Annotated in this window: 25 protein-coding genes; 12 read left to right on the top strand and 13 right to left on the bottom strand. The window is 44.9% G+C overall.

What is annotated here, in order from left to right; translation table 11 throughout:
* Positions 1-5: 5 nt before the first annotated feature.
* Both mrdA and rodA read left to right on the top strand, forming a co-directional pair.
* Entirely contained in the window at positions 6-1,913 is a 1,908-nt protein-coding gene (gene mrdA / locus BOQ04_RS09090; RefSeq protein ID WP_076024427.1) for a penicillin-binding protein 2, read from the top strand.
* The gene (gene rodA / locus BOQ04_RS09095; RefSeq protein WP_076024428.1) at positions 1,895-3,046 is read left to right on the top strand and encodes a rod shape-determining protein RodA; all 1,152 of its coding nucleotides are present in this window, start codon (positions 1,895-1,897) and stop codon (positions 3,044-3,046) included. The genes mrdA and rodA overlap by 19 nt, the downstream gene beginning before the upstream one ends.
* Positions 3,047-3,132: 86 nt before the next feature.
* Here rodA and BOQ04_RS09100 read toward each other — a convergent pair whose 3' ends face one another.
* Complete coding sequence (locus BOQ04_RS09100) at positions 3,133-3,417, bottom strand: HU family DNA-binding protein (RefSeq protein ID WP_015422181.1); 285 nt, start codon at positions 3,415-3,417, stop codon at positions 3,133-3,135.
* Between the two features lie 103 nt (positions 3,418-3,520).
* On the bottom strand, positions 3,521-3,895 hold the full coding sequence (locus BOQ04_RS09105) for a hypothetical protein (RefSeq protein ID WP_076024429.1): 375 nt from the start codon (positions 3,893-3,895) through the stop codon (positions 3,521-3,523).
* Between the two features lie 168 nt (positions 3,896-4,063).
* On the opposite strand from BOQ04_RS09105, the gene BOQ04_RS09110 reads away from it, so the two are divergent.
* Positions 4,064-4,960: an aspartyl/asparaginyl beta-hydroxylase domain-containing protein gene (locus BOQ04_RS09110; RefSeq protein WP_233126773.1), complete on the top strand. Its 897-nt coding sequence runs from the start codon at positions 4,064-4,066 to the stop codon at positions 4,958-4,960.
* Between the two features lie 3 nt (positions 4,961-4,963).
* Here BOQ04_RS09110 and BOQ04_RS09115 read toward each other — a convergent pair whose 3' ends face one another.
* Positions 4,964-5,260, bottom strand: coding sequence for a DUF167 domain-containing protein (locus BOQ04_RS09115; protein ID WP_076024431.1), 297 nt, complete (start codon positions 5,258-5,260; stop codon positions 4,964-4,966).
* Between the two features lie 28 nt (positions 5,261-5,288).
* Here BOQ04_RS09115 and can point away from each other — a divergent pair, with 28 nt between their 5' ends.
* The 6 genes from can to BOQ04_RS09145 all read left to right on the top strand — a co-directional run bounded on the left by can (position 5,289) and on the right by BOQ04_RS09145 (position 11,530).
* Positions 5,289-5,954, top strand: coding sequence for a carbonate dehydratase (gene can / locus BOQ04_RS09120; protein ID WP_076024432.1), 666 nt, complete (start codon positions 5,289-5,291; stop codon positions 5,952-5,954).
* Positions 5,935-6,843 (top strand): LpxL/LpxP family acyltransferase, encoded by a 909-nt coding sequence (locus BOQ04_RS09125; protein WP_233126755.1) that lies wholly within the window; start codon positions 5,935-5,937, stop codon positions 6,841-6,843. The genes can and BOQ04_RS09125 overlap by 20 nt, the downstream gene beginning before the upstream one ends.
* Before the next feature lie 33 nt (positions 6,844-6,876).
* Positions 6,877-7,629 carry a metallophosphoesterase family protein gene (locus tag BOQ04_RS09130; RefSeq protein WP_076024433.1) on the top strand — a complete coding sequence of 251 codons (753 nt, stop codon included), beginning with the start codon at positions 6,877-6,879 and terminating at the stop codon, positions 7,627-7,629.
* Positions 7,630-7,636: 7 nt separating this feature from the next.
* Positions 7,637-9,055, top strand: a complete 1,419-nt coding sequence (locus BOQ04_RS09135; protein WP_076024434.1) for a protein kinase domain-containing protein — start codon at positions 7,637-7,639, stop codon at positions 9,053-9,055.
* 53 nt (positions 9,056-9,108) lie between these two features.
* Complete coding sequence (locus BOQ04_RS09140) at positions 9,109-9,846, top strand: pseudouridine synthase (protein ID WP_076024435.1); 738 nt, start codon at positions 9,109-9,111, stop codon at positions 9,844-9,846.
* A gap of 64 nt (positions 9,847-9,910) precedes the next feature.
* The gene (locus tag BOQ04_RS09145; RefSeq protein WP_076024436.1) at positions 9,911-11,530 is read left to right on the top strand and encodes a peptide chain release factor 3; all 1,620 of its coding nucleotides are present in this window, start codon (positions 9,911-9,913) and stop codon (positions 11,528-11,530) included.
* Positions 11,531-11,536: 6 nt separating this feature from the next.
* On the opposite strand, the gene BOQ04_RS09150 is transcribed toward BOQ04_RS09145, so the two are convergent.
* Positions 11,537-11,773, bottom strand: a complete 237-nt coding sequence (locus BOQ04_RS09150) for a hypothetical protein (protein WP_076024437.1) — start codon at positions 11,771-11,773, stop codon at positions 11,537-11,539.
* A 183-nt stretch (positions 11,774-11,956) separates the two neighbouring features.
* Here BOQ04_RS09150 and BOQ04_RS09155 point away from each other — a divergent pair, with 183 nt between their 5' ends.
* Entirely contained in the window at positions 11,957-12,139 is a 183-nt protein-coding gene (locus BOQ04_RS09155) for a hypothetical protein (RefSeq protein WP_076024438.1), read from the top strand.
* Between the two features lie 49 nt (positions 12,140-12,188).
* The gene (locus BOQ04_RS09160; RefSeq protein ID WP_076024439.1) at positions 12,189-12,833 is read left to right on the top strand and encodes a histidine phosphatase family protein; all 645 of its coding nucleotides are present in this window, start codon (positions 12,189-12,191) and stop codon (positions 12,831-12,833) included.
* Between the two features lie 50 nt (positions 12,834-12,883).
* On the opposite strand, the gene BOQ04_RS09165 is transcribed toward BOQ04_RS09160, so the two are convergent.
* From BOQ04_RS09165 to BOQ04_RS09195, 7 genes are all read right to left on the bottom strand, one after another.
* Positions 12,884-13,123, bottom strand: coding sequence for a hypothetical protein (locus tag BOQ04_RS09165; protein ID WP_076024440.1), 240 nt, complete (start codon positions 13,121-13,123; stop codon positions 12,884-12,886).
* Positions 13,124-13,179: 56 nt separating this feature from the next.
* The gene (gene pcaF, locus BOQ04_RS09170; RefSeq protein ID WP_076024441.1) at positions 13,180-14,382 is read right to left on the bottom strand and encodes a 3-oxoadipyl-CoA thiolase; all 1,203 of its coding nucleotides are present in this window, start codon (positions 14,380-14,382) and stop codon (positions 13,180-13,182) included.
* Positions 14,383-14,405: 23 nt separating this feature from the next.
* Complete coding sequence (locus BOQ04_RS09175) at positions 14,406-15,050, bottom strand: 3-oxoacid CoA-transferase subunit B (protein ID WP_076024442.1); 645 nt, start codon at positions 15,048-15,050, stop codon at positions 14,406-14,408.
* Positions 15,047-15,772, bottom strand: a complete 726-nt coding sequence (locus BOQ04_RS09180; protein ID WP_076024443.1) for a 3-oxoacid CoA-transferase subunit A — start codon at positions 15,770-15,772, stop codon at positions 15,047-15,049. The genes BOQ04_RS09175 and BOQ04_RS09180 overlap by 4 nt, the downstream gene beginning before the upstream one ends.
* Before the next feature lie 63 nt (positions 15,773-15,835).
* Positions 15,836-17,116, bottom strand: coding sequence for an MFS family transporter (locus BOQ04_RS09185; RefSeq protein WP_076024444.1), 1,281 nt, complete (start codon positions 17,114-17,116; stop codon positions 15,836-15,838).
* 334 nt (positions 17,117-17,450) lie between these two features.
* The gene (gene tcuC / locus BOQ04_RS09190; protein WP_076024445.1) at positions 17,451-18,731 is read right to left on the bottom strand and encodes an MFS transporter; all 1,281 of its coding nucleotides are present in this window, start codon (positions 18,729-18,731) and stop codon (positions 17,451-17,453) included.
* Between the two features lie 120 nt (positions 18,732-18,851).
* Positions 18,852-19,535, bottom strand: coding sequence for a haloacid dehalogenase type II (locus tag BOQ04_RS09195; protein WP_076024446.1), 684 nt, complete (start codon positions 19,533-19,535; stop codon positions 18,852-18,854).
* Positions 19,536-19,727: 192 nt separating this feature from the next.
* On the opposite strand from BOQ04_RS09195, the gene BOQ04_RS09200 reads away from it, so the two are divergent.
* Entirely contained in the window at positions 19,728-20,009 is a 282-nt protein-coding gene (locus BOQ04_RS09200; protein ID WP_076024447.1) for a DUF7352 domain-containing protein, read from the top strand.
* 26 nt (positions 20,010-20,035) lie between these two features.
* Here BOQ04_RS09200 and BOQ04_RS09205 read toward each other — a convergent pair whose 3' ends face one another.
* The gene (locus tag BOQ04_RS09205) at positions 20,036-20,734 is read right to left on the bottom strand and encodes a response regulator (RefSeq protein ID WP_233126757.1); all 699 of its coding nucleotides are present in this window, start codon (positions 20,732-20,734) and stop codon (positions 20,036-20,038) included.
* A gap of 12 nt (positions 20,735-20,746) precedes the next feature.
* A complete protein-coding gene (locus BOQ04_RS09210) occupies positions 20,747-22,249 on the bottom strand; it encodes a DUF4118 domain-containing protein (RefSeq protein ID WP_158025494.1) in 1,503 nt (500 codons plus the stop codon).
* Positions 22,250-22,266 lie beyond the last annotated feature (17 nt).

Here is a 22,266-nt window from a genome sequence, read left to right on the forward strand (position 1 = left end):
AGCCAATGGTTTCCTTTAAAAAGCCAGACTTAGACTCGTTCCAAGAGCGCATTCATATTGCAACCTGGTTTGTCACGTTTTGCTTTTTTCTGCTAATTACCCGACTAGTTTGGCTGCAATTGGTTAGCCATAATAAATATGCAGTTCTAGCAGAAAACAATCGCATTGCCGTGGTGCCAGCACCAGCTAGCCGTGGCTTGCTGATTGATCGCAACGGAATTGTGATTGGACGAAACTATTCCGCCCTTACTTTAGATATCAATGCTGAAGAGGTTCAAGGGAATGTGGACGAATTAATTGATCAGTTATCTGAAATCGTGCTCATTTCCCCCAGAGACCGACGCAATTTCAAGCGTTCTCTAGAAGATTCTCGAAAAATGGGGACAATTCCCCTTCGTTCAATGCTAACCGAGGCAGAAACTGCCCGCTTTATGGCCAATCGTTACCGCTTTCCAGGTGTTGAAATCCGCGCCCGAAGCTTCCGAGAGTACCCGTATAACGAATTGGCCTCCCACCTCATTGGTTACATTGGGCGCGTTTCACAGCGCGACAAAGAACGCATGCAAGCCGAAATTGAAGACTCTAAAGCCGATGATCCTGATGCACTTCAGGCATCTTTTTTGCCAGGCATTCAATACGTAGGCAAGATTGGTCTAGAACAAAGTTATGAAACTGTATTGCGTGGCGTACCAGGTTACGACCAGGTAGAAATTACTGCTGGTGGCAAACCTGTGCGCACACTTTCAAGCTCACCTTCAGTGCCAGGCAAAAATGTCATTCTGTCTGTTGATATCAAATTGCAATATTTAGTTGAACAGCTTTATGGAAACTTTCGTGGCGCATTTGTAGCAATCGAACCTCAAACGGGTGATGTCCTGGCATTCGTCTCTAAACCCAACTTCAATCCAAATGATTTTGTGGAAGGCATTGACTCAGTGACATGGAAGGAGCTGAATGACTCTCCACAAAAACCACTTTATAACAGGCCACTAAAAGGTATTTATCCACCCGGATCTACTTACAAGCCATTTATGGCATTAGGCGCCTTGGAGAATAAAAAGCGCACTCCATCACAAACTATTTTTGATCCCGGCTACTTTGATTTTGGCAATCACACATTCCGCGATGATAAAAAAGGTGGCCATGGTACTGTGGACATGCAAAAGTCGATTGTTGAATCGTGTGACACGTATTACTACATGCTAGCGCGCGATATGGGTGTAGATATGATTGCGGACTTTATGAAGCCATTTGGTTTTGGCCAAATCACTGGCATCGATTTACAAGGTGAAGCAAAAGGCGTCCTACCATCTACCACTTGGAAAAAGAATACCTTTAAAAAACCAGAGCAGCAAAAATGGTATGAAGGCGAAACGATCTCATTGGGAATCGGGCAGGGCTATAACGCCTTCACGATTTTGCAATTAGCACACGCAATGGCAAACCTCGCGAATAACGGCATCGTCATGAAGCCGCACTTAGTGAAGGCAATTGAAGATCCCTTTACAAGAAATCGCACCCTGACCACGCCCAAGGAAAGCTATCGAATTGAGCTCAAACCAGAAAACATTGAAGTGATCAAAAATGCCATGGTTGAAGTCAATCGCTCCGGGACATCTGCAGCTGCGTTTCAAGGAGCTGGATATACCTCTGGCGGAAAAACTGGAACAGCTCAAGTCTTTAGTTTGAATTCGAAAGATTACAAACATGGCGCCACTGCAGAGTTTCTCCGCGATCATGCTTTGTTCGAAGCATTTGCGCCTGCTGACAAACCAACTATCGTTATTGCGATGGTTGTAGAGAATGCAGGCTTTGGTGCGCAATATGCTGCACCGATTGCTCGCAAAGCCTTGGATTACTACATTGAAGGCAAATGGCCTAAGGAGGTTCCTGAATGGAAAAGAGCCCCATAACTAAATTACGCCAAGCCTTCTTTTATATTTTTGAAGGTTTAGATCGACGCTTAGGCCTTATTTTACTTGGCTTGGCGACGGTTGGCTTTTTAACTTTTCTTTCTGCAAGTCAAAATACGCCCGTATTGGTTGAAGATGAGTTGCGTAATCTTGCATTATCTTTTGTGGTGATGTGGATTGTTTCTCGGATCCCGCCAAAATGGTTAGAGCTTGCTGCAGTATGGATTTATAGCTTGGGCGTTCTATTGTTAGTTGCAGTAGCTGCCTTTGGATTAATTAAAAAAGGGGCGCGCCGTTGGCTCAATATTGGCGTTGTCATTCAGCCCTCTGAAATTATGAAAATTGCCATGCCTCTCATGTTGGCTTGGTACTTCCAAAAACGAGAAGGCATTATTAAGACTTGGGACTATGGTGTTGCTGCAGTGATTCTGGGCATCCCTGTTCTACTCATTGCACGTCAACCCGACCTAGGTACCGCACTCCTTGTTTTTGCAGCAGGTCTTTACGTCATCATTTTGGCTGGCCTACCCTGGAAATGGATTTTGCCTTTTGTTGCAATTGGTGTTGTTGGGATTTTGCTCATCATTATTTTTGGCGGCACGATCTGTCAACCGGATATAGCCTGGCCATTTATTCAAGATTATCAAAAGCATCGAGTCTGTACCTTGCTTGATCCAAGCAGCGATCCTCTTGGAAAAGGATTTCATACCATTCAATCAATGATCGCCATCGGTTCTGGCGGCTTCTTTGGCAAGGGATGGTTTCAGGGCACTCAAGCCCATTTAGAATTTATTCCAGAAAAACATACCGACTTTGTATTTGCAGTGTATTCAGAAGAGTTTGGCTTGCTTGGCAACTTTATTTTATTGGCGCTCTTTTTTGCACTCATCAAAAGAGGCTTGACGATCTCAGCAAGCGCCCCCAATTTATTTACCCGCCTCTTAGGTGCATCAGTCACTTTAATTTTCTTTACCTATGCATTTGTAAATATTGGCATGGTAAGTGGACTACTTCCGGTGGTCGGAGTACCCCTGCCGTTCATCAGTTATGGTGGCACTGCCTTAGTAACGCTAGGTTTTGGTGCTGGAATATTAATGAGCATTCATCGCCATCGCCGCTTGGTTCAAAGCTAAATTGGATTGAGATTTTTTATAGATCCTAGCTATTTGCAGAAATAAAAAAGCCCGGCATGCCGGGCTTTTTTCTAACAAAGTAAGAATTACTTCTTACGCTTGTTAACTGAATCTTTAAATGCTTTACCAGCAGAGAACTTAACAGTTTTAGCAGCAGCAATTTTGAGTGGCTCGCCAGTTTTTGGGTTACGACCCATACGCGCAGCGCGCTTACCAGAAGCAAAAGTACCGAAGCCGATCAGTTGTACTGAATCACCTTTAGTAACAGCCTTAATGATTTGCTCAATAGCAGAATTCAATGCAAATTCAGCTTTGGCTTTTGAGATCTCAGCATCGTCAGCAATAGCTGCGATTAGTTCTGCTTTGTTCAAGTGAAGCTCCTTATATATATTGATGTCAGCGCACATTACGCTTACATGATTTTAACCATAAAAAATTACAAAAATAAAGTTGCGCTACAGCAATTTTTACTACTTATTGATTTGGGTCATCCAAAACAGTTATATCCGAGACAAAATACTCCGTATCCCCAAAACATGTTGTTGGAAGACCGATGTGTTGTTGATACTGCAATGTGACCTTTTTACCTAAATTAGCGTTAATTTTTTGCGCCACAGCATCACTCGGGACTGTGAAAAAGAATTTTTCTGACATTGTTCCAGGCATGGAAACCATTGCTAACTCACCTTCCCAGGTCTTGCAGAGATACCCGCGGTTAGAAAATTTCTGCACATATCCAGCGCGCTCACCGCTGCCATAGCTCCAATTGAGCATTGCCCAGGTATAGGCTGCCAAGAGCGCCAAGCCAATAACTATAAGAACTAGAAGGGTTTTTATGAATTTATTCATCTGTTTTTCCTTATTAATAGGGCACTACGCACCAATTAGATGCCTATCGCTAAACATATTATTCATATACTTTAAGTATAGGGGTATATCCAGTAGAGAAAAGATAGCAATCGCTAGCCGCAAGAAATAAAATACAAGGATTCATCCTTATTGGTAAACCCTATGCAAGTGCGCCACATCGTCTTTTTTATTTTTATTGCCTCAGCATTATTTGTATATTTCCGAGGTAAGGTGCGTTTCGGCTTGGTTCGCTCTTTAATGGACTATCAAGTACTACTTGCTCCCATTAATACGCTTTTGTACCTTTTTTCAAAAGTCAAAAAGGGTGCGTTTATTCCTGTTGAACAGTTTCCAGAAATGCAAGTGTTGCAGGATAACTGGCAAATCATCCGCGACGAGGCCCTTTCTTTAAACAGTGACGGTGCAATTGCAGTGGCAACTGGCTATAACGATATCGGCTTTAACTCATTCTTTCGGACGGGCTGGAAGCGCTTCCACCTTTGCTGGTACGGCAAAGAAATGCCATCGGCGCAGGCTAAATGCCCCAAAACAGTCGCTTTATTGAACTCAATCCCTGCAGTCAAAGCCGCCATGTTTGCCTCACTACCCCCTGGCGCCACTTTGGTAAGACACCGTGACCCCTATGCCGGCTCTTTGCGTTATCACATTGGCCTAGTCACGCCGAACGATCCTAAATGCTTTATCGAAGTAGATGGGGAGCGTTATTTCTGGAAAGATGGCGAGCCGGTGATGTTTGATGAGACTTATATTCACTTTGCCGCGAATGAAACCGATCAACAGCGGATTATTTTGTTCTGTGATGTCGAGCGCCCCGTTTACACCAAGCTGGTACAAGTGATTAATCGCTGGTTTGGTCGCTACGTCATGAGTGCTGCATCCTCGCAAAATGAGGTAGGAGAGCAAGTAGGGTTTGTTAATAGACTCTTTTGGTATTTTTACCAACTCAGAGCGCAGGCCAAGAAGCTCAAAGCAAAACACCGCTCTGTTTATTACATTGGTAAATGGGTACTTATTTTGGGAATTCTGTGGGCAATCTTCTGGTGAACCTCAGGGGCTCAGGATCTGGACGATTTGCTCAGGCGTAATAGAGCCCCAAATTTCCACTCTTTTGACGCGGCTATTTTGACCAGATAGAAACTGAATTTGTTTTTGCGGCACCTTTAATTGCTTTGAAAGCCAAGCCAAAAGCAATTCATTTGCCTTGTTCTCTAGCGCAGGGGCTTGTAAAGAGATTTTTAAGCAGCCATCATGCAAGCCAACAACCTTAGTTTGTTTAGCACCCGGCTGGCAGTGCAAGCTCAGCGCAATACCTGTAGAAGTTTGTTTCAACCAAATTGGCGTCATAAAAGTGCTTTAAACTGAAAACATCATTATGAAGAACTCCAAACCTTTAGAACAGCTATTTACCAATAATCGTGTTTGGGCGCAAAGCATGGTTGCTAAAGATCCCGAATTCTTTCAGCGCCTTGTCTCTCAACAGGCTCCCGAATATCTTTGGATTGGCTGCTCAGATAGCCGCGTACCTGCTAATGAAATTGTTGATTTATTACCCGGTGAATTATTTGTTCATCGCAATGTAGCAAATGTAGTCGTTCATACCGATTTAAATTGCTTATCAGTCATTCAGTTTGCGATCGACTTGCTTAAGGTTAAGCATATTTTGGTAGTAGGTCACTATGGCTGTGCAGGTGTACATGCCGCTTTAAGCGACCGCCGCGTAGGCCTTGCCGACAACTGGTTGCGCCATGTAAAAGATGTCCACCAAAAACACGAGCGTTACTTAGGCGATTTCATACCAACACCAAAACGACAAGACCGTTTATGCGAGCTCAATGTGATCGAGCAAGTGGTCAACGTTTGTGAAACAACGATTGTCCAAGATGCTTGGTCACGCGGACAAGATCTTACTGTTCATGGCTGGACATATCGCCTCGAAACAGGCCTTGTGAATGATCTTGGCATGTCTATTAGCTCATCCGAAGAATTGGCTATGCGCTACCCAGAGACATTGAGTCGTTATGAAATCGAGTCTACATAATTTGCTTCAGACTCTCTCAAATTACACCGTAGTTGCTTTTTTAAAAATCCTATCAATTCTTCCTTATAAATTATTGGTAGCGCTAGGGTATGGTCTTGGGTATATTGCGGCCCGTATACCGGGTGAACGCAATCGGGTTGTTAAAACCAACTTGCATTTGTGTTTTCCAAATTTGAACTCCCACGAGATTGAGGTCTTAAGCAAGCAACACTGGCGTTTGCTAGGCAGAAGTCTGGTGGAAAAAAGCGTGATCTGGTGCGGTAGCTCACAGCAATTAAGTCGCATGATTGAAGTGCAATCAGCAGTTGATCTAAAGGATAAGAAACCACGTATATTAGTTAATATGCACTTCACTGGAATTGAGGGCAGTATTATTTTGAGCGCGCTCTCGAAAGAAAAGGGTTGGCCTAGAACCTCGGGATTTTTTCAAAGAATGAAAAGCCCATTCTTTAATCGAAAAATTGTGGAATGGCGCAATCGCTTTGGTGGCAACTCAATAGATCGCCAGGGAAATTCTCTAGAGCTGATCCGCGAAATTCGTAAGGGTAATTTCATCATCATTGCGCCTGATATCGATTTGGGCCTAAAAGATTCTGCTTTTGTACCTTTCTTCGGCATATCGACAAATACGATTACCGCTATTTCGCGCCTCGCATCTATCACTGGGGCGGAAGTTTGCTTGATGATTACCACTCTCAAAGCAGATGAAAGTGGCTATATATGCTCGATTAGCAAACCATTCGAGCAATTTCCAACCGACAATCCAGTGGCTGATACAGCCAAGCTGAATGAGTATTTTGAAAAAGAGATTCGTTTACGACCGGCAGAATATTATTGGGTTCATAAGCGTTTTAAAAACCGTCCTTTAAACGAAACCAATCCATATTAGCCGCCCACTTCCATTTTGTCCTATCATTTGAGGATGACTGAACGTATTGGATTTTTTGCCGACCTGCATAGCAATTTAGAAGCCTATGAAGCCTGTATGGCTAAGGCGCAAGAGCTTGGGGTGACGCGCATGGTTTTTTTGGGGGACCTAGTAGGCTATAACGCAGATCCTTGCGCGCTCGTCGATCGTATTGGCGATCTAGTGGCTGCAAAAAAAGCAATTGCAATTGTTGGTAATCATGATGAAGCAGTCTTTAAAGACTATCGCGATCAGATGAATCCCCATGCAAATGCTGCTATTGCTTGGACAAAGACACAATTAAGCAGTGCGCAGGTGCAATTTTTAAAAGATCTACCCCTCATCATTCATGAAGAAGATCGATGCTTTGTGCATGCATCAGCATATAACCCGTCTGAATGGAATTACGTTACCGATAGCATGAGCGCTTGGCAATGTGCACAAAGCTCTGGCACCACATATACCTTTGTTGGCCATGCCCACGAGCAAGCCCTCTTTTATCAAAGCGCTGTAGGCAAACTCATTCGCTTTGCACCCCATCCAGGTGATGAAATTCCAGTGATGAAACATCGCCAATGGGTCGGTGTTGTGGGCTCTCTTGGGCAACCACGGGATGGTAATCCTGAGGCCTGTTTTGCTATCCTTGAGCCTGCTACAGAAGCCCTGACGTTTCACCGTGTGCCCTATGATCACTTTACAGCCGCAGAAAAAGTAAGAAGTGCTGGCCTACCTGAAGAGCTAGCCAATCGCCTCATTACTGGCAAATAAACTGCTCATGGATGCCAGGCCAAACATCGAAGCAGTTGACGATATCTTTCAAGAAGGCAAGGTGGTCGATGGTTTTGTATTGGGCAAAGAAGTGCATCGCGGAGGTATGGCCAGCTTATTTTCTGCAACCAAAGAAGGCATTGATCTCCCCATTCTTTTAAAAATTCCACGGGTTGGCAGGGATCAGCCCGTAGAAAGCTTGATTGGATTTGAAACTGAATTAACCATCTTGCGAGCTCTCAAGAGCCCTTATGTTCCCCAATATTTAGGCTCTGGCAATATGGCAACCCGTCCCTACATAGCAATGGAGCGGGTCGGTGGCCACCCCTTAGAAGACCAGATCAAAGAGGGCAAGCAATTTAGCATTGAAGAAGTGATTCAGATAGGAGCGGATTTAGCTCAGGCAGTGCAATCTTTACACTCTCAAGATGCTATTCATCTTGATATCAAGCCCGACAATATTTTGATTGATGAGAAGGGCAAATTAAGTCTAATTGATTTTGGCCTTTCACATCATGAACGTTTTCCTGATTTGCTGGCCGAAGAAATGCGAAAAGGCATCGGCTCGGCGCCTTACATTGCACCCGAACAAGTTTTTGGAATTCGCTCTGACTATCGCAGTGATATTTTCTCTATTGGCGTGATCTTGTATGAATTACTTACAGGTCAGCTTCCATTTGGCAATCCGCAGACCATGAGTGGCTTACGCAAGCGAATGTGGGCCGAAGCTTTCCCGCCACGCGCCATTCGCAAAGAAATTCCTCGCTGGCTACAAGAGGTTGTATTACGTTGCTTGGAGGCAAGAGCAGATGATCGCTATCAAAGCGCTACCCAACTACGTCAAGCATTGCGCGAACCAGATACCATTACGCTGACAGAGCGCTCTGAACGTGTTGCCCCGGTCAGTCTCTGGGAGAGTATGAAGCGTTGGTTTAGTGCTGCGGGTTATGAACCCTCCCCCAGCCCACGCCCAAGCAAGGGCAATCAAAATGCACCACTCATTATTGCGGCTATCGACACACGCCAGTCAGATCAAGAATTGCGTGAACGCATGCAAATGACTGCTAAAAATGTTCTGTTAGTCTATCCCGAAGGTCGCCTCGTCTGTCTTAGCACTATTGCAAGCACACCCACATTTGAGGGCAATCAAGAAAGTCAAACTGCCAGCGGTATAGTGCGTAACCATCTCGTGCAACTCATGGAATGGGCTAAACCACTTAAACTTCCTCCCGAGCGGATTTCATATCATGTTCTAGAAGCGCTAGATCCGGCAACCCGCATTGTTGAGTTTGCCAAAGACAATGAGGCTTCTTTGATTATTATTGGAGGCTCTCATAAGCTACCTAATAAAGTAGCGCCCTGGAGAACCTCCATGACCAAAATTGTTGAGGAAGCGACCTGTAGCGTGCATATCGTACGCGTCTAGCATCTATGCCCGGATTTAATCAATAAGTTAGCCATTTGCTTGATAATGTCCCCATGGAAGAAAAAGTTCGCGTTTCAAAACTACTCTCTGAGTTGGGCCTCTGCTCTCGCCGTGAGGCCGATTCCTACATTGAACAAGGTCTGGTGACGGTTGACGGCGAAGTAGTAAATGAGCTGGGCGTCCGGGCTTTTCGCCATCAAAAGATTGAGTTGCAATCGGTTGCAAAAGCACAGCAGGCCTCTAGAGTAACTGTGATCTTAAATAAGCCGGTGGGCTTTATTTCTCACTTTGACGACGAACAAGAATATAAGCCAGCCGCATCCCTTATCACCCCAGACAACTACTTTGGTAGTCCTCTGGATAAAGGTCGTAGTCCACGTTTTAATACCCGCGGCCTAGCGCCTGCTGGCCGTTTAGATATTGACTCAACCGGCATGCTTGTTCTTACACAAGACGGTCGTATTGCCAAACTACTCATCGGCGAGAACAGCCCAATTGAAAAAGAATATCTAGTGCGAGTAGAGGGTGCACTTTCATTTGAGGATTTAGATAGACTCAAACATGGCCTCTCCCTAGACGGCGTTGCCCTCAAACCAGCCCAAGTAAGTTGGCAGAACGAAGATCAGTTACGCTTTGTGCTGCGAGAAGGCCGTAAACGTCAGATTCGCCGCATGTGTGAAATGGTGGGTCTTAAGGTCATCGGCTTAAAGCGTGTGCGAATGGGTCGAATTTCACTGGGTCCACTGCCACCTGGGCAATGGCGCTTTCTGAGACCTGAAGAGCAGTTCTGAGAAGGCAGTACCCGCTTATAATTCTGTCCAGACCTAGATTAAGGGCAGAATTACCATCGATACTATTTCATCAAGCACTCCCGGCGCAGAAGTTCTTCGCCGCCGCAGTTTTGCCATCATCTCTCACCCAGATGCGGGTAAGACTACGCTGACTGAAAAACTGCTCCTTTATGCTGGAGCAATTCAAATTGCCGGTAGTGTGAAGGCTCGTAAAGCCAGTAGACATGCCACCTCAGATTGGATGGAAATTGAGAAACAGCGTGGCATTTCGGTAGCAAGCTCGGTGATGCAGATGGAATACCGTGACTGCATCATCAATTTATTAGACACGCCAGGTCACCAAGATTTTTCTGAAGATACGTATCGGGTATTAACCGCGGTTGACTCTGCCTTAATGGTAATTGATGCAGCCAATGGTGTTGAATCTCAAACCTTGCGCTTGCTTGAGGTTTGTCGTGCTCGTAATACACCTATTGTTACCTTCATTAATAAGATGGATCGCGAAGTAAAGCCGCCCATGGAATTAATGGATGAAATTGAATCTGCACTTGGTATTGAAGTAGTGCCATTCACATGGCCTGTCGGCATGGGCAAATCTTTCGCGGGCGTGATTGATATTGCGAACTCGCAAATGCGGATGTTTAAAGCGGGTGAAGATCGTGTTACTGAAGACTCACACGCCATCGTTGATATCAATGATCCGGCGCTCAAAGAGCGCTTGGGCGATGATCTAGAGAATGCTTTAGCTGAAGTTGATTTAATTAAAAATGCCATGCCTGCATTTGACCGCGAAGCCTTCTTAGCAGGCCGCCAATCCCCTGTATTTTTTGGCTCAGCGATTAATAATTTTGGGGTGCGAGAAATTTTGAATACCCTAGTTGAGCTCGCGCCATCGCCAGGTTCACGCAAAGCATTGCAACGTGAAGTCAGCCCCGCAGAAAATAAATTCTCGGCCGTAGTCTTCAAGATTCAGGCCAATATGGATCCAGCGCATCGCGACCGAGTTGCCTTCTTACGTATCTGCTCTGGCCACTTCCAACGCGGCATGAAACTCAAGATTTGCCGCAATGGTAAAGAAGTTCGCACCAACAATGCCCTCTCCTTTTTATCGCAACGCCGTGACATTTTGGACGAGGCTTTCCCGGGTGACATCATAGGCCTGCCCAATCATGGTCTGCTCCGCTTAGGCGACACGCTGACTGAAGGCGAACAATTGCAATTTACTGGCTTGCCATTTTTTGCTCCTGAAATTTTCCGTATGGTTGAGTCGGCCGACCCCTTGCGCTCCAAGCAATTGCGAACCGGGTTAATGCAGCTGGGCGAAGAAGGTGCGATTCAAGTTTTCAGGCCGATGACTGGTGGCACCATGCTACTAGGTGCATTTGGTCAACTGCAATTTGAGGTGGTGAGTCATCGCCTGCAAACTGAGTATGGTGCTGAGGTGAGGCTTCTTCCTGCTCGTTACAGTCTAGCGCGTTGGGTAAGCTCTGATGATCCTGTGGCGCTCAAGAAATTTACCCAAGAAAATATTCACCGCATGGCCGAAGATGTCGTTGGTGCATCTGTATTTTTAGCCTCTCACAAATCAGAACTAGATGTTGCGCAGCAACGCTGGGAATCCATTCAATTCCATGCCCTACGAGAGCATGCGGGTCTCATTTATCAGTCAGACTTAGCGGGTTAACTAGTCTTATTTTTGGTAGCTGCAGTCAAAAACCGCAACCAGAGCACTATCGGTTTTTCTGAATGAGGCAACCTTGCCGTATTGAGCACAATACAAGGTGGCTTTTTGATTTAACTGTGCAATCGACTCATCACTGCTATTCAAATAAGTGACATGATTAGCGTCAGATGCGTCGGTATACACTGCAGCGCAAGCCATCAAATTGAGGCTCATGAGTAACAAAGGATATAAAAATTTATTCATAATGTGCTTTCAGCTTTTACTCAGCCTTGATTCGATCAGTAAAACATGAATCTAACATTCTTATGATACGCCAGGGGAATATAGCTGTTATGCTGATCAGTGATCACTATTCTGCGCCCTAGCTAGGGAAGTCTCTTGGGTTGGACCCTCGGATTTATCATTCCAATACTCTAGGACACCATCATGGCTGTAGGCCAAAATCAACGCAATCGCAAAAATGACTCTATGCTTACCAAAACCGGTAAAGCCCGATTGGGTCCACTCAATCTTGCACAACTAACAAAATTGCTTGAGACAAGTACTAAACCAAAAGAAAAAGACAAAATCCAAAGGGCCCTAAATAAGCTCAATCTATTAGCAGCATAATGAATAAGCCCCACACGGGGCTTTTTTAATGCCGTTTTATCATTAGTGAATGAATACAACTCGCTTCTGCCTCATACGTCATGGAGAAACCGCCTGGAATGTGGAACGACGCCTGCAAGGCATGACGAACACTCCACTAAACATACGTGGCAAAGCGCAGGCTCTGCAATTGGCGCAAGCTATGAAGATCTCAGACTTGCAATTTCATGCGCTCTATACAAGTGATCTACAGAGAGCTGCTGATACCGCCAATGCCATTGTGAATCTATTTAATGTAGACGCAATTCCCCATCAGGGCTTGAGAGAGCGCCACTTCGGGGCCTTGCAAGGGCTCACTGTAGTCGAGGCTCCCGATCAGCAGCCCCAAGTATGGGAAGCACACCTCGCTAGAGACATAGACCATGATCTCAATGGTGGAGAAAGTATTTCTCAATTTGCAAAACGGGTTCAAGATACACTTGAGCAGATTCGCCAAGCCAATCTTGGAAAAACCATTCTGCTTGTAAGTCATGGGGGCGTCTTAGATATGGCTCATAGACTGGCAAGACGTGAGGCATTGAATGCGAAACGCGCAGCCTCCGTCCCGAATGCGTCATTTAACTGGCTCATTCATGATGGAAGCGGATGGGAAGTTGGGCAATGGGCTGACACACGCCATCTAGAACATGTTTCCCTAGAAAATATTGATCTTTAACTTGATGCAATAAAAAAACCGCCCGCAGGCGGTTTCTATATTTGCAGCAATTATCTGCGGATGTGCGCGTGACGTGCAGCATCTTGAGACATACCTTCGCCTTTTGGCTTAGCTTCTAAAGCCTCTTTTTGCGCTGTGATTTCTTTACGGCGCTCTTTACAAGAGCCAGCAATTTCTTGAAGTGCCTTACGAGCTCTAGCAGCAGATGCTTTAATGCCTTTTTCCTGGAACTTTTCATTTTCCGCTTTATAAGCTTCAAAGGCTGCAATTAATTTTTCGTGATGAGACATCAGAATTCTTTTTTATAGTGATTAAAAATACTAGAACTACTTTACTGCAAATAGCATTAAACACGCTCAACAATTAAGGCAATTCCTTGACCAACCCCAATACACATCGTACATAAAGCGTAGTGACTGCCAGTAGCATGCAAGCGATTGATAGCCGTAGTCACTAAGCGGGCTCCAGAAGCACCCAGTGGGTGGCCTAGGGCAATGGCGCCACCCCAGGCATTTACACGCGCGTCATCGTCGGATAAACCAAGATAGCGTAGCACTGCTAGTCCTTGGGCAGCAAATGCTTCGTTGAGTTCAATCACATCCATCTGCTCAAGCTTTAAGCCTGTGAGTGCCAATACTTTTTCAACTGCAGGCCCGGGGCCAATGCCCATAATGCGCGGGGCAACTCCACTGACTGCCATGCCGACTACTCGCGCTTTTGGAGTTAATCCGTTTTTAACTGCCATGGCCTCATTTGATAACAATAGTGCGCAAGCCCCATCATTGACGCCACTAGAGTTACCAGCGGTTACCGAGCCATCGGAGCGAACAATCCCCTTCAATTTAGCCAATGCTTCTGCGCTGGTTGCACGCGGATGCTCGTCTTTATCAACGACCAGTGCATCGCCTTTCTTCTGGGCAATTGTCACAGCACAAATTTCGCGTGCCAAGTGACCCGCCTGTTGGGCAGCTAATGCCAGTAGCTGGCTACGCATAGCCATACGATCTTGGGCCTCTCGCTCAATCTTAAAATCGATCGCAACATTCTCAGCCGTCTCTGGCATGGAATCAACCCCATACTGCTCTTTCATCAATCGGTTGATAAAACGCCAGCCAATGGTTGTGTCATAGACCGCATTGTTGCGACTGAAGGCACTCTCAGCCTTGGGCATCACAAAAGGAGCGCGGCTCATACTTTCTACCCCGCCCGCAATCATGAAGCTAGTCTCGCCCGATTTAATTGCGCGCGCAGCTGAACCAACGGCATCCAAACCCGAGCCACATAAGCGATTTAATGTCACTCCAGAAACCTCCACTGGCAACCCAGCCAAGAGGCTACTCATGCGAGCCACATTGCGATTATCTTCACCGGCTTGATTAGCGCAGCCAAATATCACGTCATCCACTAAGCCCCAGTCTACAGTGGGATTGCGTACCATTAAGGCCTTTAGCACAATCGCGCCGAGATCATCAGCACGAATACTGCTGAGAGCGCCACCATAACGACCAAATGGAGTGCGAATCGCATCGCAAATAAATGCATCTGTCATAAAGCGCTTTCTAGAAAAAAATATTACGAGCGAATTGGCAAGCAGACCAAATCTTCTAACTGAGCATGATCAAGACCTTCAACCATGTCGATTAATTTGAGACCCTCAGACGTACACTCTAAGGTAGCAAGATCAGAATAAATTCTTTTTACACAGGCAATCGCAGTTAAAGGATAGCTACATGTGGCAACGACTTTACTCTCGCCTTTTTTCGTCAAGAGATCCATCATCACCCAAGTCTGTTTTGCGCCGATTGCTAAATCCATTGCACCACCTACAGCCGGAATGGAACCTACTTCACCGGTACTCCAATTTGCCAAATCCCCTGTAGCTGATACCTGAAAAGCGCCAAGCACACAAATATCCAAATGGCCGCCACGCATCATCGAGAAACTATCTGCATGATGAAAAAATGCGCCACCCGGCAATAATGTCACCGGCTGTTTACCCGCATTAATGAGATCAAAATCTTCAGCCTCCTGACTTGGTGCTGGACCCATCCCCAAAATACCGTTTTCGCTATGAAGAATAATTTCTACGCCAGCAGGCAGATGATTTGCTATTAAGGTAGGCTGGCCGATGCCAAGATTAACGTAAGCCCCATCAAACATATCTTGCGCAACTCGCTTTGCAAGCTCTTCTTTGCTACGTCTGTGATATTGACTCATGCTGCATCCTTACTTTTTTTAAAGCCGCCAGCCGCAGTTGCCACATGATCTATCTTCACAATCTTAGACACAAAAATACCAGGCGTTACGATTGTCTCTGGATCAAGCACGCCTAAGTCGACAATCTCATGCACCGTTGCAACCGTATATTTAGCAGCGGTTGCCATGACAGGGCCAAAATTGCGCGCTGCTTTTCGATAAACTAAATTGCCCCAACGATCACCCTTCTCTGCTTTAATGAGTGCAACATCGCCATAGATTGGATACTCCAGCACGTGAGGCTTGCCATGAATAATGCGGGTTTCTTTGGGACTGCCATCGGCATTTTTCGCCATCTCCGTTCCAAACCCAATTGGGGTATAAAAGGCGCCTATGCCTGCGCCAGCCGCACGCAAGCGCTCCACCAAATTGCCCTGGGGAACGAGCTCAAGCTCAATCTTGCCACTACGGTAGAGCTCATCAAAAACATAAGAATCAACTTGACGTGGATAACTACAAATAATTTTGCGTACACGACCCGTTTTCAGCAAAGCTGCCAGCCCTGCTTCTGCATTCCCGGCATTATTGTTTACCACCGTCAGATCGCGGGCCCCTTGTTCAATCAGGGCATTGATTAGTTCATTGGGGTTGCCAGCAGTGCCAAAGCCGCCGATCAAGATAGTAGAGCCATCGGAAATGGCAGAGAGTGCCTCTTGAATAGAGGGCGCTATTTTATTAATCAATTTCTTGCTCCGCTAAGTCGTCGCGAGGGCGCCTTATTCGGCGCCCCGCTTACTCCAATAGCATTAGTGATCGTTTAAGAGGTACTCAGGTTTTTTAGGTAAGCGGAAACTTACTACAAAAGCAATTACGAGCATTCCGGTAACGTACCAATAAAACAAAGACTCATGACCTTCTGCCTTAAAGCTGAGTGCCACAAATTCTGCTGAGCCGCCAAACAAGGCATTGGCAACTGCATACGATAAGCCAACACCTAAAGCACGCACCTCAACTGGAAACATTTCTGCTTTAACAATTCCAGAGATGGACGTATAAAAGCTCACAATGGCGAGCGCGCAAGAAATCAGTGCAAATGCTACCCATGGCTCTGTGACACCCTGCAAAAGCATCATGATAGGAATAGTACAAATTGCCCCTAAACCACCAAACAGCAACATATTATTTCTACGACCAATGCGATCAGATAAGGCGCCGAATAAAGGCTGCATCAGCATGTATGCCAATAAACAGCCCGTCATAATGCCACTGGCTGTTTTAATCGACATATGCGCAGTATTGACCAAATACTTTTGCATATAGGTTGTAAAGGTATAGAAGCTAAGTGATCCACCTGCGGTGTAACCCAGAACCGTAAAGAATGCTTTCTTATGGTAACGAAATAATGCTTTGATGCTGCCCGCATCTTTATTTTCACTGGCGAGATTATGAGCGGTCTCGGTTAAGGTTTTACGCAACATGAGTGCAATCACAGCTGCTGCCGCACCAACAACAAATGGAATACGCCAGCCCCAGTCTCTCATTTGTGCATCGTCTAAAAACTGCTGCAAGATGATAATCACCAACACCGCAAGCAACTGACCTCCAATGAGCGTGACATACTGGAAGGAGGAGTAAAACCCTCTTTGTCCCTTCATAGCGATTTCGCTCATATATGTTGCTGTAGCACCATACTCACCACCTACTGACAGGCCTTGAAACAGTCTTGCTACCAACAACAAAAATGGCGCCCAAATACCGATGCTGTCATAACCTGGCAAGCAGGCAATTAAGAGAGAGCCTGCACACATCATTGCTACGGAAATCACTAAAGATTTTTTTCGGCCATGACGATCTGCTAGGCGGCCAAACAACCAACCGCCAATAGGGCGCATTAAAAATCCTGCAGCAAAAACCCCCGCAGTATTTAAAAGCTGAACGGTGGGGTCTGCCTTTGGGAAAAAAATATGTGCAAAGTAAACTGCACAAAAGGCATACACATAAAAATCAAACCACTCCACTAGATTTCCTGAGGATGCTGCAAATATGGCAAAAATTCTTTGCCGCTTTTCGCTGACTGTATAGCTCATGACTGTCTCTCCAAATATGGATTTTTATATTTATAAAATTTATCGACCCTAGTAAGCCAGTCGACACAATCCTCCTAATACGCAGTTTATCAAGCAAACCAAAATATTCAAAAAAGGATAAAGGGGGGACAAGAAAGAAAAAAGCCACCCCAAAGGGTGGCTTGCAAATAAAACTTATGGAGGTGAGACTAAAGAATGAATCAAAACTACAGTTTCATAATAGTGTCATCAATTTCTTGGGATTTTCGGTTTCGCATTCTTTAGGTGCCAAGCATCCCAAAATGGTGCAGACTCCTCTTAAATGTTCAATTTTGCAGGTTTTATGAGAGCCTTATCAATTTTTCACCTTAATAATGCCCCGATAAATCAAAAATGTAGCCAATAAACCGAGGCCGCCTGCCATGGCCATCCAATAACCTGGGGCAGCCTTATCGCCTGTCGATTCAATGAGCCAAGTAGAAACCAGAGGTGTAAATCCACCAAAAAGCGCAGTGGCTAAGCTATATGCCAATGAGAACCCTGTGGTTCTAATGTTGCTTGGAATAATTTCCGTCAAAGCCACTACGGTTGCTCCGTTATAACTGCCATACAAGAATGACAGCCATAGCTCTACCGCCAACATATGCTCAAAGCTAGGTGAGCCAACCAACCAACTGAGGATCGGATAAGCAGTAATTAGGGTCAATGCCGAAAATAATCCCATAATTGGCCAACGCCCAATACGATCAGAGAGAGCGCCCATTATTGGCAACCAAAAGAAATTGGAAATACCAACAGCAAACGTCACAATTAAGCTATCGACAATAGTCAGCTTTAAAACACTCTTGCCAAAAGTTGGGGTGTAGACAGTGATCAAATAGAACGACACTGTTGTCATTACTATCAGCATCATTCCAGCAAGGACTAACTGCCAATTGAGGACGAGAGATTGCAAAATTTCTTTAAAACTAGGGTGGTGCTTTTTTGCTAAGAATACTTCGGTTTCCTGAAGTGAGCGTCGAATCTGAAAAACAATGGGGATGATCATGCATCCAATGAAGAAAGGAATGCGCCAACCCCAATCGGCAACCATCTCTTTGCTCATAAACTCATTGAGGATGTAGCCTAAGGCGGCTGAAAAAATAATGGCCACCTGTTGACTGGCTGACTGCCAACTGACATAAAAGCCCTTATGACCCGGGGTTGCCATCTCAGAAAGATACACAGATACGCCACCTAGCTCAACACCTGCAGAAAAGCCTTGCAACAAACGGCCAACCAACACTAGCAATGGTGCAAACAATCCAATCGTCGCATAACTTGGAATGAAAGCAACCATTGCAGTTCCGGTTGCCATAATTCCCAAGGTAAGCACCAAGCCCTTACGTCGACCAATTCGGTCAATATAACCACCCAGCAAAATAGCGCCCAAAGGACGCATTAGAAAGCCCGCCCCAAAAGTTGCAAAAGTTAACATCAGTGAAGCGTATTCGCTATCTGAAGGAAAAAAAGCTTTAGAGATGTAAGTGGCATAAAAGCCAAAAAGAAAAAAATCATACATCTCAATAAAGTTGCCGCTGGTAACGCGAACCACCGTGGAAAATTTTGACTGCGGCTTAGCTATAGATGCGCTCATTTTGTCTCTATTATTTTATGAATGGATATTTACTGCTTATCTAACTTATCGCGTGCTATATCAAGCAGTATCAACTGAAAACATCAAAAAAATCAATCTGATATTTTCCCTGAGTCAAACTTAGATAATTGCCAATACATCGCTTAATTGAGAGCCTTCGTAATCTGGCTGCTCACCAATTTCCTCAAATGGGTGCCCCAGACGGTTGACCCAAAACACATGAAAGCCATACCATTTCGCTGCAAGAGCATCCCATGCATTGCTAGAAACAAACAAAACCTCCTCTTTCTGCACCGGAAATGTCTTTAAGAGCAAGTCATAGGCTTGGGGTGCAGTTTTGAATAAGCGAGCCTCCTCAACAGTAACAACTTGATCAAGGTAAGGCCCCAGTCCGTTGCTCTGAACAACGGTGGCAAGCATCTCTCGGCTGCCATTAGACAAAATGGCCGTGGTAATGCTTTTTTCTTTAATGCTCCTCAAAACTGACAAGCTATCTGCAAATCCAGTGAGCTTGGCATACTGATCCATCAACCGCTTCTCATTTTCCGCAGTAAGATCAAATCCCATACGTTTAGCTACATAACGCAAGGAACGGATTGTGAGCTCCCAAAAAGGGAGGTAATGCTTGCTGCCATTGGGATTTGGATCACTCATGGTAACCAAGCGTGTGTATTCAATTTGACGATCGCGCCACATCAATGCAAATTGAGGACCATGCCCTGGGAAAAGCTCTTCCGCAAGCTGCCCCATGGAGTACACATCAAATAACGTGCCGTATGCATCGAAAGCAACTAACTTGTACATGCGATTCCCATCTTTAGAAATTTTCTTACATTGTGCTCTAAAACCATCTTACCTATATAGACTGTGATCTAGGTCAAACTCATTCGCTTTATTTTCTAATAAAAATTAGCCATTTAAAGCCTTACAGGATTACCATGTTAACAATGCGGCGCCGAAGCCAAACGTCTTAATTGATCCATACGAGCTCTTAATATGAAAATTATCTACAAATATCCGATTGAACATGTATCCAATGGCTCAAGAAATATCATTCCCATTCAAAAGGGTGCGCAAATCTTAGATATTGAATATCAAGGAACGCAACTGACTATTTGGGCTTTGGTAGAAAAGGACGCGCCACTAGAAGATAACGAATTCGTCATCTTTTCAACTGGCCACACAGATCCACTACTTGATGATCCAAATTTAGTCTATTTGGCCTCAGCACAACACCACACTCACTTTTTACATGTTTTCAAGCTAGAAAAAAGCTAGTTTTTTGCTCGCACTAACTTCGATATTCACTCTATCTCTAGACGATAGCCAACGCCGGCCTCAGTGAGTAAATAGACAGGTCGTGCAGGCTCATCCTCTAGCTTCTGACGCAAGTGACCAACGTAAATTCGCAAATAATGATTCGACTCAATACGACGACCACCCCAAACTTCTTTTAGTAGCTGTCGGTGCGTCATAATTCTGCCTTTGTTGACCAAAAATATATTGAGTAATTGAAACTCGATCGGGCTCAAGTGAACCTCTTCGCCGCGCTTGAGTACTTTACGAGCACTCAGATCAACTTCAATATTGCCAAACTGAAATTTAGGAGAGAGGGTTTCACTGGCAGATCGACGACGCAAGAGAACACGAATGCGCGCCATTAATTCGGCCATGCCAAATGGTTTTGTCAAATAGTCATCAGCACCTGCATCTAGGGCCTTCACTTTCTCGTGCTCAACAATACGGGCAGATAAAACCAAAATGGGTAGTTCTGACCAACGGCGTATATTCTCAATGAGGGTAATTCCATCGGCATCTGGTAAACCCAAATCAAGCACAACTAAATCTGGTGGCGCCTTCACAATCTCAGAAATAGCAGCCGCCACGCTGCCTGCATAGCCAGAGGCTAAATCCATTCCCTCTAGGATTTTCAAAATCATATCCCGGATCTCAGGATCATCTTCAACTACTAAGACATATGGTTTATTTTGTTTGGGTGTCAAAATTGATGGGCCTCACTCAAGATCAAGGTCGAAGTTGGGAGCGCTAATTAAGGGCAATTGAATCACTACCACTGCGCCATTGCCATCTGCAACGTTTTCTGCCCAAATGGTGCCGCCATGCGAATCGATAATCGTTTTGCATATGGCTAAACCTAAGCCACCGACTACAGAATCATTATCGCCCTTAGCAAATGCCTTAAACAGAGAGGTGGGCGATTTTGTAAATCCAGAACCATAATCTCTTACCTCAATCTCCACAAACTCCTTACGACGCCTAGCATTAATCTCTATTACCGAATCGGGCCCAGAATATTTTGCGGCGTTATCTAATAAGTTATAAATCACGCGCTCCATTAACACCTCATCAAAATAAAGCGGTGGAATCTCTGGATCAATTGATATCTCTACCTTACGATAGGAAAATAAAGATGAAAAATATTTAATACTAGTGCCGATGACCTCTTCGATTGGCTGCCATGCCTTCTCTAATGTAGGCTTCTGGGTTTGTAACTTCACAATTTCTAATAAATTATTGATCTTGTTTGAAAGTCGCTTTCCTTGATTCGCAATGGTAGTGAGCGTGTGGTTGCTATTCACATCTAGGTTGGCTGCCTTGCTTTGCACCTCTTCTGCCAGGCCAATAATTTTGGTTAGCGGTGTACGTAAGTCATGCGACAAAGAAGATAAGATAGCGCTACGCAAGCGCTCAGTGGCCGCCTCAACTTTGCTAGCTTCGTCTGACCGAGCCAATTGCAGCTTTAATACTGCTAGTGCAATCAAATCTGCAGCAGTTTGAAGAAACTGCTCTCGTCCATCTTTTTTACTAAAGGGGCTCAAATCTTTAGCTAGCAATACACCAAACTTCTTCCAGTCCGATTGAATGGGTATAAAAATTTCGCATTCAAGATTAGGATCAGGTTCTGATGGGGGAGTTGCCACAGACCCATCCATGATTGCCATGACTTGCTCTATGTGTTGAGTATTTTGAGGAATGATTATCTCCTCTTCATTTAAAAGATACATACTCAACTCAGCCTTGATGGCTGGCTGTAAGCTTGTCAAGCTAGCGGCGATCACTTGTTCGATATTCTGAGCCTTAAATAAGCCTTGGGATAAATTTTGCAAGGCAAGGCTCATTGAGGCTCGACGCGTAATATCGGCTATTTTTTCTTTAAGGCTTGATACAAAATTTCCGGTAATTAATCCAATGATCAACATCACCGCGAGCGTAATTAAATATTGCAGATCCTCGACATCAAATGAATAAAGCGGCGCAACAAAGAAGAAGTCAAAAAATGCAACATTTAGAAAGGCTGAGACAACAGCTGCGCCACGTCCAAATGCAAGAGCAGCCAGAAAAGTGCTGAGCAAAAAGATCATAGCAATATTGGCATAGTCAATAAAGCCGCCGAAAGACCAGCAAAGAGCAGTCACTCCCATTGCAATTAAAAAACAGAGGGAAATTGTCTTTATTAGAGCCCGGATACTAAGGGCATTCATATTGGGTATTTTCATCATCCCATTTTCCACCC

Source organism: Polynucleobacter sphagniphilus, from assembly GCF_001953355.1.
Taxonomy (GTDB): Bacteria; Pseudomonadota; Gammaproteobacteria; order Burkholderiales; family Burkholderiaceae; genus Polynucleobacter; species Polynucleobacter sphagniphilus.